This is a genomic window from Algibacter sp. L4_22 (genome assembly GCF_023473045.1).
GTDB lineage: Bacteria > Bacteroidota > Bacteroidia > Flavobacteriales > Flavobacteriaceae > Algibacter.
Map to the genome: position 1 here is coordinate 75,093 of NZ_JAMCOK010000009.1, position 12,842 is coordinate 87,934.

At 31.9% G+C, this 12,842-nt stretch carries 18 protein-coding genes; 7 read left to right on the forward strand and 11 right to left on the reverse strand.

Going from position 1 to position 12,842, the window contains the following annotated elements:
- The first annotated feature begins 77 nt into the window (after positions 1 to 77).
- A complete protein-coding gene (locus M4I23_RS18510; protein ID WP_158847463.1) occupies positions 78 to 809 on the forward strand; it encodes a biotin--[acetyl-CoA-carboxylase] ligase in 732 nt (243 codons plus the stop codon).
- Here the strand turns inward: M4I23_RS18510 and M4I23_RS18515 are convergent.
- Together M4I23_RS18515 and pyrE are read right to left on the reverse strand one after the other, a co-directional pair.
- Positions 806 to 1,201 carry an SRPBCC family protein gene (locus tag M4I23_RS18515; protein WP_249755383.1) on the reverse strand — a complete coding sequence of 132 codons (396 nt, stop codon included), beginning with the start codon at positions 1,199 to 1,201 and terminating at the stop codon, positions 806 to 808. The genes M4I23_RS18510 and M4I23_RS18515 overlap by 4 nt on opposite strands.
- Before the next feature lie 82 nt (positions 1,202 to 1,283).
- Positions 1,284 to 1,928: an orotate phosphoribosyltransferase gene (gene pyrE, locus M4I23_RS18520; RefSeq protein ID WP_158847467.1), complete on the reverse strand. Its 645-nt coding sequence runs from the start codon at positions 1,926 to 1,928 to the stop codon at positions 1,284 to 1,286.
- A 127-nt stretch (positions 1,929 to 2,055) separates the two neighbouring features.
- Between pyrE and M4I23_RS18525 the strand changes: the two genes are divergently transcribed.
- A complete protein-coding gene (locus M4I23_RS18525; RefSeq protein ID WP_158847469.1) occupies positions 2,056 to 2,637 on the forward strand; it encodes an NUDIX hydrolase in 582 nt (193 codons plus the stop codon).
- Positions 2,638 to 2,730: 93 nt separating this feature from the next.
- Here M4I23_RS18525 and M4I23_RS18530 read toward each other — a convergent pair whose 3' ends face one another.
- Genes M4I23_RS18530 through M4I23_RS18550 form a run of 5 tightly spaced genes read right to left on the reverse strand, consistent with a single transcriptional unit; the run spans position 2,731 to position 6,891 of the window.
- Entirely contained in the window at positions 2,731 to 3,222 is a 492-nt protein-coding gene (locus M4I23_RS18530) for a DUF192 domain-containing protein (RefSeq protein ID WP_249755384.1), read from the reverse strand.
- Position 3,223: 1 nt separating this feature from the next.
- Positions 3,224 to 4,150, reverse strand: a complete 927-nt coding sequence (lgt, locus tag M4I23_RS18535; protein WP_158847473.1) for a prolipoprotein diacylglyceryl transferase — start codon at positions 4,148 to 4,150, stop codon at positions 3,224 to 3,226.
- A 54-nt stretch (positions 4,151 to 4,204) separates the two neighbouring features.
- Positions 4,205 to 5,332, reverse strand: a complete 1,128-nt coding sequence (locus M4I23_RS18540) for a peptidylprolyl isomerase (protein ID WP_158847475.1) — start codon at positions 5,330 to 5,332, stop codon at positions 4,205 to 4,207.
- Between the two features lies 1 nt (position 5,333).
- Positions 5,334 to 5,879: a gliding motility-associated peptidyl-prolyl isomerase GldI gene (gene gldI, locus M4I23_RS18545; protein ID WP_249755385.1), complete on the reverse strand. Its 546-nt coding sequence runs from the start codon at positions 5,877 to 5,879 to the stop codon at positions 5,334 to 5,336.
- Entirely contained in the window at positions 5,872 to 6,891 is a 1,020-nt protein-coding gene (locus M4I23_RS18550; protein WP_249755386.1) for a bifunctional oligoribonuclease/PAP phosphatase NrnA, read from the reverse strand. Before M4I23_RS18550 ends, gldI begins: the two co-directional genes overlap by 8 nt.
- Before the next feature lie 79 nt (positions 6,892 to 6,970).
- Here M4I23_RS18550 and M4I23_RS18555 point away from each other — a divergent pair, with 79 nt between their 5' ends.
- The gene (locus M4I23_RS18555) at positions 6,971 to 8,008 is read left to right on the forward strand and encodes an alkaline phosphatase D family protein (RefSeq protein ID WP_249755387.1); all 1,038 of its coding nucleotides are present in this window, start codon (positions 6,971 to 6,973) and stop codon (positions 8,006 to 8,008) included.
- A gap of 51 nt (positions 8,009 to 8,059) precedes the next feature.
- Entirely contained in the window at positions 8,060 to 8,479 is a 420-nt protein-coding gene (locus M4I23_RS18560; RefSeq protein WP_158847483.1) for a nucleoside-diphosphate kinase, read from the forward strand.
- A 153-nt stretch (positions 8,480 to 8,632) separates the two neighbouring features.
- Here M4I23_RS18560 and M4I23_RS18565 read toward each other — a convergent pair whose 3' ends face one another.
- The 4 genes from M4I23_RS18565 to M4I23_RS18580 form a co-directional block, all read right to left on the reverse strand.
- Positions 8,633 to 8,824, reverse strand: a complete 192-nt coding sequence (locus M4I23_RS18565; RefSeq protein WP_158847485.1) for a cold-shock protein — start codon at positions 8,822 to 8,824, stop codon at positions 8,633 to 8,635.
- 152 nt (positions 8,825 to 8,976) lie between these two features.
- A complete protein-coding gene (locus M4I23_RS18570; RefSeq protein WP_034044451.1) occupies positions 8,977 to 9,168 on the reverse strand; it encodes a cold-shock protein in 192 nt (63 codons plus the stop codon).
- Between the two features lie 99 nt (positions 9,169 to 9,267).
- Positions 9,268 to 9,564, reverse strand: coding sequence for a DUF721 domain-containing protein (locus M4I23_RS18575; RefSeq protein WP_158847487.1), 297 nt, complete (start codon positions 9,562 to 9,564; stop codon positions 9,268 to 9,270).
- A 372-nt stretch (positions 9,565 to 9,936) separates the two neighbouring features.
- On the reverse strand, positions 9,937 to 11,016 hold the full coding sequence (locus tag M4I23_RS18580) for a DNA replication/repair protein RecF (RefSeq protein WP_158847489.1): 1,080 nt from the start codon (positions 11,014 to 11,016) through the stop codon (positions 9,937 to 9,939).
- A gap of 135 nt (positions 11,017 to 11,151) precedes the next feature.
- Here M4I23_RS18580 and M4I23_RS18585 point away from each other — a divergent pair, with 135 nt between their 5' ends.
- The 3 genes from M4I23_RS18585 (at position 11,152) to M4I23_RS18595 (ending at position 12,834) form a co-directional block, all read left to right on the forward strand.
- Positions 11,152 to 11,922 carry a tetratricopeptide repeat protein gene (locus M4I23_RS18585; RefSeq protein WP_158847491.1) on the forward strand — a complete coding sequence of 257 codons (771 nt, stop codon included), beginning with the start codon at positions 11,152 to 11,154 and terminating at the stop codon, positions 11,920 to 11,922.
- 14 nt (positions 11,923 to 11,936) lie between these two features.
- Positions 11,937 to 12,422: a 6,7-dimethyl-8-ribityllumazine synthase gene (gene ribH, locus M4I23_RS18590; protein WP_158847493.1), complete on the forward strand. Its 486-nt coding sequence runs from the start codon at positions 11,937 to 11,939 to the stop codon at positions 12,420 to 12,422.
- Between the two features lie 178 nt (positions 12,423 to 12,600).
- The gene (locus M4I23_RS18595; protein ID WP_158847495.1) at positions 12,601 to 12,834 is read left to right on the forward strand and encodes a hypothetical protein; all 234 of its coding nucleotides are present in this window, start codon (positions 12,601 to 12,603) and stop codon (positions 12,832 to 12,834) included.
- The last annotated feature ends 8 nt before the right edge of the window (positions 12,835 to 12,842 follow it).

Below are 12,842 nucleotides of genomic sequence, written 5' to 3' on the forward strand. Positions count from 1 at the left end.
GTGCAAAGTTATTATTTTTTTAGTTCTTTATGGTTTAAAATAATCATAAGATTTTATAGTACTGCAATAACTTCCATATGCGAATAATCAAACTTGATGCCACCAATTCCACAAATAGCTATTTACGCGAACTAATTAGCAAAGGGAAAGTGGATGATTTTACTGTTGTTTCAACAAAAAAACAAACCAAAGGCCGTGGGCAAATGGGGACAGTCTGGGAGTCTAGTACGTCCAAAAACCTTACGTTTAGTGTGTTTAAGGATGTTTCGTTTCTTGAGATGGAGCAGTGCTTTTATATTAGTATGGTTACGGCTTTAGCGGCTTTAAAAACTTTGAAGGAATTGGCTATTCCTAAATTAAGTGTGAAATGGCCTAACGACATTTTGTCAGAAAATAAAAAAGTTTGCGGAGTTTTAATTGAAAATGTCATAAAACAAAGTCAGTTACAAGGCTCAATAATAGGAATTGGCTTAAATGTTAATCAAACCGATTTCGAAAATCTACCAAAAGCATCATCTTTAAAATCAATATCTGGTAAATTTTTTGTTTTAGATGAAGTGTTAGTGGCGTTAATTTTAAATTTGAAATATTACTTCGGAATTTTAGAAGCTGGTAATTTGAAGGTTTTGAAGGACGAGTATGAAACCAATTTGTTTCGAAAAGATAAACCTTCAACATTTAAAGATGCTGAAGGTTTAATGTTTTCTGGTTTTATAACTGGAATTTCTTCAGATGGAAAACTTGAAGTTTTGCTAGAAGATGAAATTATAAAAACATTCGATTTAAAAGAAATTTCACTGCTATATTAAATAGATTTTGGCATATTAGAAGCCAACGTCTCAATAAATTTTGTGATTGGGCCTTTAATCATCATGGCCATCATTGGGTTAAAATCTCCCGAAAATTGTAATTGTACTTCGCTATTACCATCAGCAGTTTCAACAATATTTCCAATTAAAGAAAAATCTAATTTTCCGCCTGCGGCACCTAAAATAATTTTATTTGGAGGAATAACTTCTTTCTTTTTTAAAATAATTTCTGGCATTCCTTTTAAAGCAAAAAGGAATTTATCATTATCTAAAACTTCAAATTTGCTTATGTTTTCAGGCATTAAAGTTTCAAAATTTTTAATATCTTCTAAAAAGTTAAAGACTTCTTGAGGAGATTTAGTAACGTTAACTTTTGGGGATTCTAAATTCATTGTATTGTAATTTGTGTTTCGTTAAGCGATAAAATTGGTCGTCTCTAAACAACTTACAGTTTTATAGCATACGTATTTTATATCAAATAGCGTTCCATTCACTAGGGTTGGAATTCCATTCGGATAAGGTTTTTAATTCTTTTTGAGAAATGTAGTTGGTATCTAGAGCTTGTTCTAGTAAATTTTCATAATTACTTAGGGTATTTAAGGTAATACCTGCTTCTTCAAAATTTTTGGTAGCTACATCAAACCCGTAAGTAAAAATAGCAACCATGCCTTTTACATTTACTTTAGCCTCTTTTAGTGCTTTTACAGCATTTAAGCTACTTTTTCCGGTACTTATTAAATCTTCGACCACAACAACATTTTGTCCGCCTTCAATAAAGCCTTCAATTTGATTTTTACGGCCGTGTCCTTTTGCATCTGGCCTAACATAAATAAATGGGAGCCCTAAATATTCGGCAACCAACATACCAATGCCAATAGCGCCTGTGGCTACTCCGGCAATAGCATCTGGTTTTCCATATTGGTTTTCAATATGTTTAGCCATGGTTTCGCGAACGTAATTACGTATTGGTGGATACGATAGAATAATACGGTTATCGCAATAAATTGGTGATTTCCAGCCGGAAGCCCAAGTGAAAGGTTCTTTCGGGCTTAGTTTTATGGCATGAACTTGCAATAAAACTTCGGCAGTTTTTTTAGCGGTGTCTTTGTTGAATATCATGCTGTAAAATTACGGATAAATTTGCTTTTATTCTGAAGTTGTAAATGGAATAAAATTTTTTTTTCTACAATAAGCAGATTGTAAGTAAAAATGATATTTTTACCATATCATTAAATCAAACCTAACCATGCACAAGATTTTTGTAAATAACAAGCCGATAACATTAACAACGAACACCGAAAAAGGTGAAGGGTATAAAACATATAAGCTAAAACGGGTAGGTCTTTATCGAGCTATCAGGAAGTTAAACCGTACAAATTTACAGGAAGTAAGGCTTACACATAAAAACGAAAGTAAGCTGCTTTCTAAGTTTTTAAAGAAGTTACCAAACGTAATTGCTGGTGGCGGAAAAGTTTATAATGATGAAGGGAAAGTGTTATTTATCTATAGAAATGATAAATGGGATTTGCCTAAAGGAAAAGCAGAAGGCAATGAAACTATTGAAGAAACAGCTATTCGTGAAGTTGAAGAAGAGACGAAAGTAGAAGGTTTGGAAATTGTGAAACCTTTAGAAACTACATATCATATTTTTAAACGAAACGGCCGCTATAGAATAAAAGTAACTTATTGGTTTGAGATGAAAACAAGTTTTAAGGGTGAGCTTAAACCTCAAAAAAAGGAAGGCATCACTAAAGTAAAATGGTTGGGTAAAAAGAAAACGGCAAAAGCATTAGAGAATTCTTATGCTAATATTAAGTTATTGTTTTAGGTTGAAGAAGTAAAGAAAATGAAATAAAAAAAGCATAAGATTTTAAACCTTATGCTTTTTTTATTTTGTAATTAATAGATATGTGGTGATTTTTTAATTAGAAACTTCACTAAAAACAATAGAATCGCCAACAGAAAGTTTCCAGATATCCACCAAGCCCACATTTACTTCTAAAACGTATTTAGCAGGTGCATTTGATGGAAGTGATGTCTCATCAAATGGTTTAGCATTTTTCTGAAAACTCACAATGCTTTTATTTTCATCAATATAAATAAGATCTAATGGTATTTTTGTATTCTTCATATAGAAATAACGCTCCGTTACATCTTCAAAGATAAATAACATACCTTGATTCATTTTCATAGAATTTCGGTACATCAAACCCGTTTGAACATCAAAATCGGTATCAGCAATTTCAATATCTAAAACTACTTTGGAGTTATCTGCTTTAGTAATCGTTAATTCACCTTCTTTTGTGAAATGAACTTCGGTTTGAGTAATTACCTTATTATCATCTTTACAATTTGAAAGTGATAATAAAGATATACTTAGTACTAAAATGAAACCAAATCGTTTTAAAACCATCTTATTTTACTGCGTTTTTTGGTTTGTAAACAAACATAAAATACAATCCTATCAGTACAAACGGAATACTTAACCATTGCCCTGTGTTTAATGCCCAGGTAGAACGAACATCAACTTGTGCTTCTTTTACAAATTCAACAAAGAATCTAACAGTCCAAAGTAAAACTAAAAATAAGCCGAATAAAAAGCCTGTTTGATTTCTTTTTTCTGTTTTTACATAGAAATATAACAGAATTAAAAACACAAAAATATAACAAAACGATTCGTATAATTGTGCAGGATGTCTATATGGAACAGCATCTAACAGGTTTTGAAATTTAGGGTTATCAGTAACGGCGTTGTAGGCTTTTTGCACATCTTTGATTCCTGTGCGTTGCATGATTTCATTTTTGTAATACTGATCTTGAATGAAACGAACACCAAAATTCGAATCTGTGATTTTTCCTATAATTTCAGAATTTATAAAGTTTCCAATTCTAATAAAAATTGCTCCAGAAGCTACTGGAATTACAATGCGGTCTAAAATCCATAAAATCGATTTGTAGTTATATTTTCGTCTGTATAAATACATCCCAATAATAATTCCGATAGCGGCACCATGACTGGCTAAACCCTGAAATCCTGTAAACTCAAAGCCTCCTTTAAATTTAACAGGTAGAAAAACACTGAAAAAATCTTCAGATAATAATTCCGATTGATAAAATATAACGTGACCTAAACGCGCGCCAATCATGGTAGAAAGCACAGTATAAATAAATAAAGGGTCTAAATATTCTAACGATACTTTTTCTTTTGTAAAAATCCGTTTCATAATATACCAGCCAATAACAAAGGCAGTAACCCACATAAGGCTGTAAAAATGGATTTTAAAATTCCCGATTATATCGATTCCTGTTATAGGGTTCCAATCAAATTTTAATAATTGCATAGGTTTTGTTTTTCAGTGCGAAATTAAGTGTTTCAGACTGTTTTTGTATTATGTTTATTTAAGAAGTTCTAAAATTTCAACTTCAAAAACAATATTTGTTTTTCCAGGAATACCTCTAGTACCAGATTCTCCGTAAGCCAAGTGGTACGGTATAAATAAAGTGGCTTTATCACCAACACTTAATTGTTGTAAGCCTTCTTTAAAGCCTGCAATCATTCTTGCGTCTGGCCCTATTTCAGCGGTAATAGGTTGGTAGCCGTCTTGTTCTTTACGACGTTCGTTTACAATATCTAACGCTTCGGCTATTTCTAGTTTACTCGTTTCTAGTATCTTTCCGTTTTCAAAATAGACGGCATAATGGGTTAATAGCTCGGCAGTTTCTGGCAATTTTTCTCCAGTACCTTTTTCTGTAATAATATATTTTAATCCTGAAGGAAGTGTAATTGCTTTTTCTTTTAAGGCTTTAAATTTATCTTGAGTTGCTTTCAAAATAGCCGCTGCTTTAGCTACCTTTTCTTTTTCTAATCTTTCAGCTTCGGCTAAAGAATTTATAAAAACCTTAGGCGCATCGAAGTTTTTAGCAGCTTTTCCTTTTCTTATAATGTTTAATTCTTCGATAACCACATCTTCAATTGGTCTATCATTTCTGTCAACTTCTACGTTCGAAATACTATCTTGAACATCTAAACCTAATACTAATTCGCCAAAAACACTATGTTTGTTGTCTAAGTTAGGTTTTGGGATTTCTGTTATAAAAAACTGAGACCCGTTGGTGTTTCGGCCAGAATTTGCCATGGATAAAATACCTGGTTTGTCGTGTTTTAAATCTGGAGAAAACTCATCCATAAACTTGTAACCAGCATCGCCAGAACCTGTTCCTGTCGGGTCGCCACCTTGTATCATAAACCCATCTATAACGCGGTGAAAAATTAGTCCATTGTAAAATTTCTTTTTCTTGAAAGCTTTATCGACCATTGTGTTTTCACCTTCGGCTAGGGAAACAAAATTAGCAACTGTTAGCGGCGTTTTTTCGTAACTTAATTTGGCAACCATAACACCTTTTGTGGTAACGAATTCAGCATACATACCGTCTTCTAAGTCGGGATACTGCGCTTTGCAAGATGTTAGGTTTAATACTAATGTAAACAGAACGAGTTTTAAAACGTTTTTAAATAAATACATATTAGTTGCTTTGATTTGGGGTAATAGAGTTGACAGTAACTTCACAAATTAGAGGTGTGTTTGGTCCAATTTTATTTTCATCACCATAGTAACCGTAAGCACGATCGGATGGAAAAATAAAGGTAACTGTTTCACCAATTTTCATAAGCTTTAAGCCATGGCGTAAACCTGTAAAAAGTTCTTGCTTATCCATAGCGTAATTCTGTGTTTTTAAATCTGCTTTAGAATAAATTTCATTACCATTTAGAGTTTTAATATTATAATCGTAGTTAATAATATCACCAAAATTTGGAGTGCTTAAGCTATCGTTTTCTGTTTTTGTTTGGTATTTATACCAAAAACCAGTATCCGATGCTAAGTATTCATCGGTGTCAGCTTCTATTATTTTTTCAATAACCGCTTTTTCTTTAGCAAAACGTTTTTTATTTAGAGCAATCGAGGCGTCTATATAAGATCCGGATTTTGTAGAAACTGGTCGTCTTGCTTCTGGGCTTTTACAGCTAAAAACGAGAAGTACAAGTAGGGCTGTGGTAATTAATTTATTCATTGTTTAATGCATCGTTATAACTAGGTAATATACTAATAAATTTATCAACGGTTTCTGTTAGGGATAAATCGCTTTTTCCTCCCGCAGCATTGGTGTGTCCTCCTCCATGAAAGTGCGCACGAGACATTTCGTTTACCGAAAAACTTCCTTTAGAACGTAAAGAGATTTTAATAATCCCTTCTTGCTTATCCTCGATAAAAATGGCCGCAAGTACAACTCCGTTTAGTGATAAAGCATAATTTACAATACCTTCTGTATCTCCTTTTTTATAATTAAAACGATTAAGCTCCTCTTGAGATAGCGTAATATAAGCTGCTCTCGATTCGGGAACAACTTTTAGGTTACTAAGCGCACAACCTAATAATTGTAAGCTTTCATAACTATTTGTATCGTAAATGTTATTATGAATATTGGTATTATCTGCTCCTTTTTCAATAAGCTTAGCAATAATGTCGTGTGTTTTATTCGTAGTTGAACGGAATCTAAACGAGCCCGTATCTGTCATGATTCCAACATAAATACAAGTAGCAATATTGGCATCAACTAATTCTGCATCGCCTAGCATGTTTATAAAGTTATATACCATTTCGCAGGTAGAACTCATGGTTGTATCGCTATAAGTGTAAGTAGCATAGTCGTCTGGAGATTGGTGATGATCAATCATGATTTTTAAAGCTTTACTTTCAGAAAGTATCTTTTCCATATTGCCTGTTCTATGGAACGCATTAAAATCTAAAGTAAAAATAATATCTGCAGATTCTATTAAACTGTCGCAAGTTTTAGTTTGGTGGTCATAAACAGAGATCGTGTCATTACCCGGAATCCATTTTAAAAAAGTAGGATAGTCATTAGGTACAATAACCGTTGCGTTATGATTTTCTTTTAAAAGATAATGGTAAAGTGCTAAAGTTGATCCAATAGCATCGCCATCTGGGTTTTTATGCGGAACAATAACTATTTTTTTAGGACTAGATAATAGTTGTTTTATATTGGTAATGTCTTCTTTTTTCATAGGAAACGAAGATACAATTTAATAATATAGACTTAAAATAGAATACAGTACTTTTATGTAAAAATTAACGGTGAATTACATGAAAAATAGATTAATATTTAGTGCCTTTATAATGATGTTTTGTTTTATGTCTTGTAAAACGACTCTAATTAAAGCTGAAAAGGAGAAAGAAATGGTATATGATGCTACTATTGCTTTTGGCTCTTGTAATAAGCAGGATTTAGAAAATAAACTTTGGGTTGAAATTGTGAAAAATAAACCAGATTTGTGGATTTGGGGAGGTGATATTGTATATGCCGATACAGATAACATGGTAAAATTAAAAGCGGAATATGATAAATTACTAGCTGATGAAGGCTATAAAAAGTTAAAAGAAACGACCCTAATCACAGGTACTTGGGACGATCACGATTATGGTTTAAATGATGGAGGTGTGGAGTTTCATGCAAAAAAAGGGAGTGAACAATTATTTTTAGATTTTTTAGGAGTTTCTGGAAATGATAAACGACGAGATCAAGAAGGTGTTTATAGTTCTCAAGTTATAAATACACCTAAAGGAAAAATAAAAGTGATTGTTTTAGATACGCGTTATTTTAGATCAGCTTTAACCAAAGCTAGAGATTCTAAAAAAAGATATGAGCCAAGTGTTTATGGTGAAGGGACTATTCTAGGTGAGCAACAATGGAGTTGGTTAGGGGGTGAATTAAAATCTTCTGAAGCTGATTTTAATATTATTGTGAGTAGTATTCAGGTTCTATCTGCCGAGCACGGTTTTGAGACTTGGGGTAATTTCCCTCATGAAGTGGATAGATTAAAATTATTGATAAAAGATTCTAAGGCAAATGGAGTTGTTGTGCTTTCGGGAGATCGGCATATTTCTGAATTTTCAAAAACCAAAATTAAAGGTGTCTCTTTTCCTTTAATCGATTTTACATCTAGCGGCTTAACTCATGTATACAGTGGTTTTACTTCGGAGGCAAATAAAAATCGCATATTAAAAGTGGTTCCAGAATTAAGCTTTGGAGTTTTGAAATTTAATTTTGAAAGAAAAACAATACTGATGGAAATGCGAGGTGTAAACAATATTTTACAACAAAAACTTTTACAAACCTATTAAGGTGTAAATAAATATAAAAATGTATTTTTGCAGAAATTTAAAAAAATAAAAATGGCAACAAATAGAACATTTACAATGCTTAAGCCAGACGCTGTTGAAAACGGACACATTGGTGCAATATTAGAAAAGATTTCAGCTTCAGGATTTAGAATTGTAGCTATGAAATTAACACAAATGACAAAAGCTGACGCTGAAGCATTTTATGCTGTACATAACGAACGTCCATTTTTTGGAGAATTAGTTGAGTTTATGACAAGAGGTCCAATAGTTGCTGCTATTTTAGAAAAAGAAAACGCAGTGAACGATTTTAGAACGTTAATCGGGGCTACAAATCCTGCTGATGCTGCAGAAGGTACTATTCGTAAAATGTATGCAACATCTATGGGTGAAAATGCTGTACATGGTAGTGATAGTGATGAAAACGCATTTATTGAAGGTGAGTTTCATTTCGCTGGAAGAGAGCAGTTTTAATTAGGAAATTATTTAAAGGCTTACCTTTAAGTTTTTTTTTTTTTGAAAGTGGTTCCTATTAATTGGGAACCTTAATTCTGAAAATATATTATATAAAAAATCCCGCAACATTTGTTGCGGGATTTTTGTTTTAAAAAAGTTTACTAGTATATACTAAATTACTTTTACGTTTACGGCGTTTAATCCTTTTTTGCCTTCCTGTAAATCGAATTCGACTAAGTCGCCCTCGCGAATTTCATCGATTAATCCAGAAATGTGAACAAAATGTTCGTTGTTTGAACCTTCTTCTGTTATAAATCCGAATCCTTTAGAATCGTTGAAGAATTTTACTGTTCCTTTACTCATTGTATTATAAATATTAAATTATTAATATATGTAATACAAAAGTGATGCCACAAATTATTTAGGCAAATAGGTTAGTGTAAGTTTTTAAAGCAAAAAAGTCTGTCAAAATAAATTGACAGACTTTTAAAGTTGTAATTGTTAAAGTATAAATCTTAGATTACTTTTACGTTTACGGCGTTTAATCCTTTTCTACCTTCTTGTAGATCGAATTCAACTGCATCACCTTCACGAATTTCATCGATAAGTCCTGAAATGTGTACGAAATGTTCTTTGTTGTTGTCATCTTCTGTGATAAATCCAAAACCTTTAGAATCGTTGAAGAATTTTACGGTACCTTTACTCATTTTAATGTGTATTATAAATAATTAAGTGCCAAAGATAATGTAAAAAATAATAAATAACCAAAATATATTAAAAATTTTAATATATTTTTTTTAGCCTAATTATCTTAAAACCAGTTTTTTAATAATATCCTTGCCTAACTCTTCATTTAGCATGTTAATTATTTTTTGTTTACCATAACTTAATTCTTCTCGAAGTACACTAGAACTAAGTTCTATATATAGTGTTTCGCGTTCCAAAGCAACAGAACTAGTGTAGTTGTTTACGCCGTTACCCATAAGTTTTGCCCAAGCATCAGCAACATTAACTTTATCTAAACCTTTTTCTAATCTGTTTGTTGTTACAAATTCCTTTAATGCGTCTTGTATACTTAAGTTGTCGTTAATGCGTTTTGCCATGAGGTTAAATATGTGAGAGTTCTGTAGCTTATATGTTGAAATTGAACAGTGTTTTTACGTGTTCTTTTTTTTGAAGCCAACCGCTAAAAATAATTTCTAATGGCCTCAACTTTAAAAGTACCAAAATTATAGTTTTTAAACGATTCTATCTCTGTTAAAAATGTTGTTTTTTTTAATTAAGGAATCTCGATGAGTTTCAAAAGCTTCAAGATTTTTTTGTTTTACTTCCGCAGATGAGCGAAGTATAAATGTAATTACAAAGTCTGTCGGTAGATTGTGGATTAATATATCAATTTGATAATCGTTGGCTTTTATTTCTTCAATAGTGGGTTCATCTAAAACTTTGATAATAACATTCTAAATGCATCCCTATTATAATTTGAAAATCTCATATGACTGATGTACTTGTTTTACGGCGTTTTCGGTGCGTTCGGCATGTGTATCACTTATAAAAAGTTGTCCAAAATTCTCATCATCAACCAATTTAATTATTTGAGATACACGTTGTTCATCTAGTTTATCAAAAATATCATCTAATAATAATATAGGATTTACGCCGCTTTGCGCTTTTATAAAATCGAATTGTGCCAATTTTAAAGCAATTAAGAATGATTTTTGCTGACCTTGACTTCCAAATTTCTTTATTGGATGTCCGGAAATATTAAAATGTAAATCATCCTTATGTATACCAACGCTTGTGTATTGCAATGCCTTATCTTTATTAATAACCTTATTTAAAAGTGTATTTAAATCACTTTCAAATAAATCACTATGGTAATTTAAATCAACGTTTTCATTACCATTACTAATGGCTTCGTATCTAGACTTAAAAATGGGGATGAATTCTTTTAAAAAGGCATCACGTTTTTCGAAAATTTTAGTTCCAAAGTCTGTTAATTGGCTGTTATAAACGTCTAGCGTATCTTTGTTAAAAGTGTGGTTTAATGCAAAATACTTCAACAATGCATTGCGTTGCGCTAAAATTTTATTATAATTAATTAAAGAACTCAAATAGCTATTATCACTTTGCGAAATCACACTGTCAATAAATTTTCGACGTGTGGTACTGCCTTCCGTAATTAAATCTCTATCGGCTGGCGAAATAATAACTAAAGGTAAAAAACCAATGTGTTCGCTAAATTTATCATAAGCTTTACCATTACGTTTAATTACTTTTTTTTGTCCGCGTTTTAAACTGACTATTACTTTTTCTGGTTTTTCATCTTTTTCATAGTCACCATTCACTACAAAAAACTCTTCGTTATGCTTAATATTTTGAGTTGCGACTGGATTAAAATAACTTTTTCCGAAGGATAAATGATAAATAGCATCGAGTACATTGGTCTTTCCGATGCCATTATTTCCAACAATGCAGTTAATTTTCTCATTGAAAGCAAATGTTTTGCTATCAAAATTTTTATAATTGAGTAACGAAAGTGATTTTAAAATCATATAAATAGCAACTTAAAGCGCATAAAGAGGGTGAAGTCTTGAAAAGAAGTGCAAATTATTGAAAAATATCAAATAAATACCCTTTTAGTTCTGAAGAAAATTATATTTTTGCGCCACATTAATAGAATATAGAACATGGCTACATATAATAAGAGAGGTTACAAACCAAAAACAAAAGTTGAAAAGGAACACGATATTGAAGAAGGATCAACAACGGCTGAAGTTTTTAACACCCTTGATGAAACAGCTTCGAAAACGGAAGACTTTGTAGCAAAAAACCAAAAATATATTTTTATCATTATTGGTGTTGTTGCATTAGTTGTTTTAGGGTCTTTAGCATACAAAGAATTTGTTGCTAGTCCGAAGCAAGAAAATGCAATGAACGATATGTTCCAAGCTCAAAAATATTTTGACCAAGCTGTAACAGGTGTGGCTAAAGATTCACTTTATAATCTAGCCTTAAATGGTGGTGAAGGTAAATTTGGAATGTTAGATATTATTGAAGAGTATAGCGGTACAGAAGCAGCTAACTTAGCAAGCTATTATGCTGGAACAGCGTATTTAAGATTGAAAGATTATAAGAATGCGGTTGAGCATTTAAGTGATTTTGATAGTGATGATGAAGTTTTAGCACCTTTAGCAAAAGGAAATATTGGTGATGCCTTTGTGCAATTAAACCAAAAAGAGGATGCTTTAGGGTATTATGAAGAGGCTGCTAACATGAGAGATAACGAATATACCACACCAATGTATTTATACAAGGCAGGTGCTATCGCTCTAGATTTAGGAAAAGCTGATAAAGCGTTGTCTTACTTTACTCAAATTAAAGAAAAATATCCAAACGCTACCGAAGCATCTACTGTAGATGTGTTTATCGGAAAAGCGCAGGTGTTGGCTAACAAGTAATAGTTTTACCATATATGGCAACAGTAAATAAAAATTTATCGGATTACGATAAAACAACAATCCCAAATGCGAAAGATTTTCGATTTGGGATTGTTGTTTCTGAATGGAATGATACCATTACCGAAGGTTTGTATAAAGGCGCATATGATGCTTTGATAGAAAATGGTGTAGAGCCAGACAATATTGTGCGCTGGGATGTGCCAGGAAGTTTTGAGCTAATTTACGGATGTAAAAAAATGCAGGAGCAAATGGTAAATGCCGTTATAGCAATTGGCTGTGTAATACAAGGCGAAACCAAGCATTTCGATTTTGTTTGTGAAGGTGTAACTCAAGGTATTAAAGATTTAAACGTACAGAAAGAAACTCCGGTTATTTTCTGTGTACTTACCGATAACATCATGCAACAATCTATAGATCGTTCTGGTGGCAAACACGGTAATAAAGGTACTGAAGCTGCTATTGCGGCGATTAAAATGGCAGAATTACGTAAAAATAGTTAAGGCCAGCTTTAAAATTTATTGAAAATTCCAAAGATGTTTTATTATATCCTTTGGAATTTGATATTTTAATTGGGTTAGGTTTACTGATTTTACTGTCTAAATTTTAGATATTTTTAGCATTTCAAAGCCCAGTTTCTCCCTATTTTTAAGTATTTTTGGAAGATAACACTACTAGATTTTGTTTAAACAGCGTAAACATAGAACCTTTGATTATCAGTCTCGTTTTTCAAAAGAAAACAGAACAGATTCTAGTTTAAATGATGATTCTAATACCAAAGATTATATTTCTAAATGGAAAGAAAATCGTGAAGTTAAGCGTAAAGTACGTGGTACTATGCCAGTAAAAACCTTACTTTTATTTTTGGTATTATTATTGATTTGTATGTATTTACTAGAAAAAAAATACATGTAATACAAATT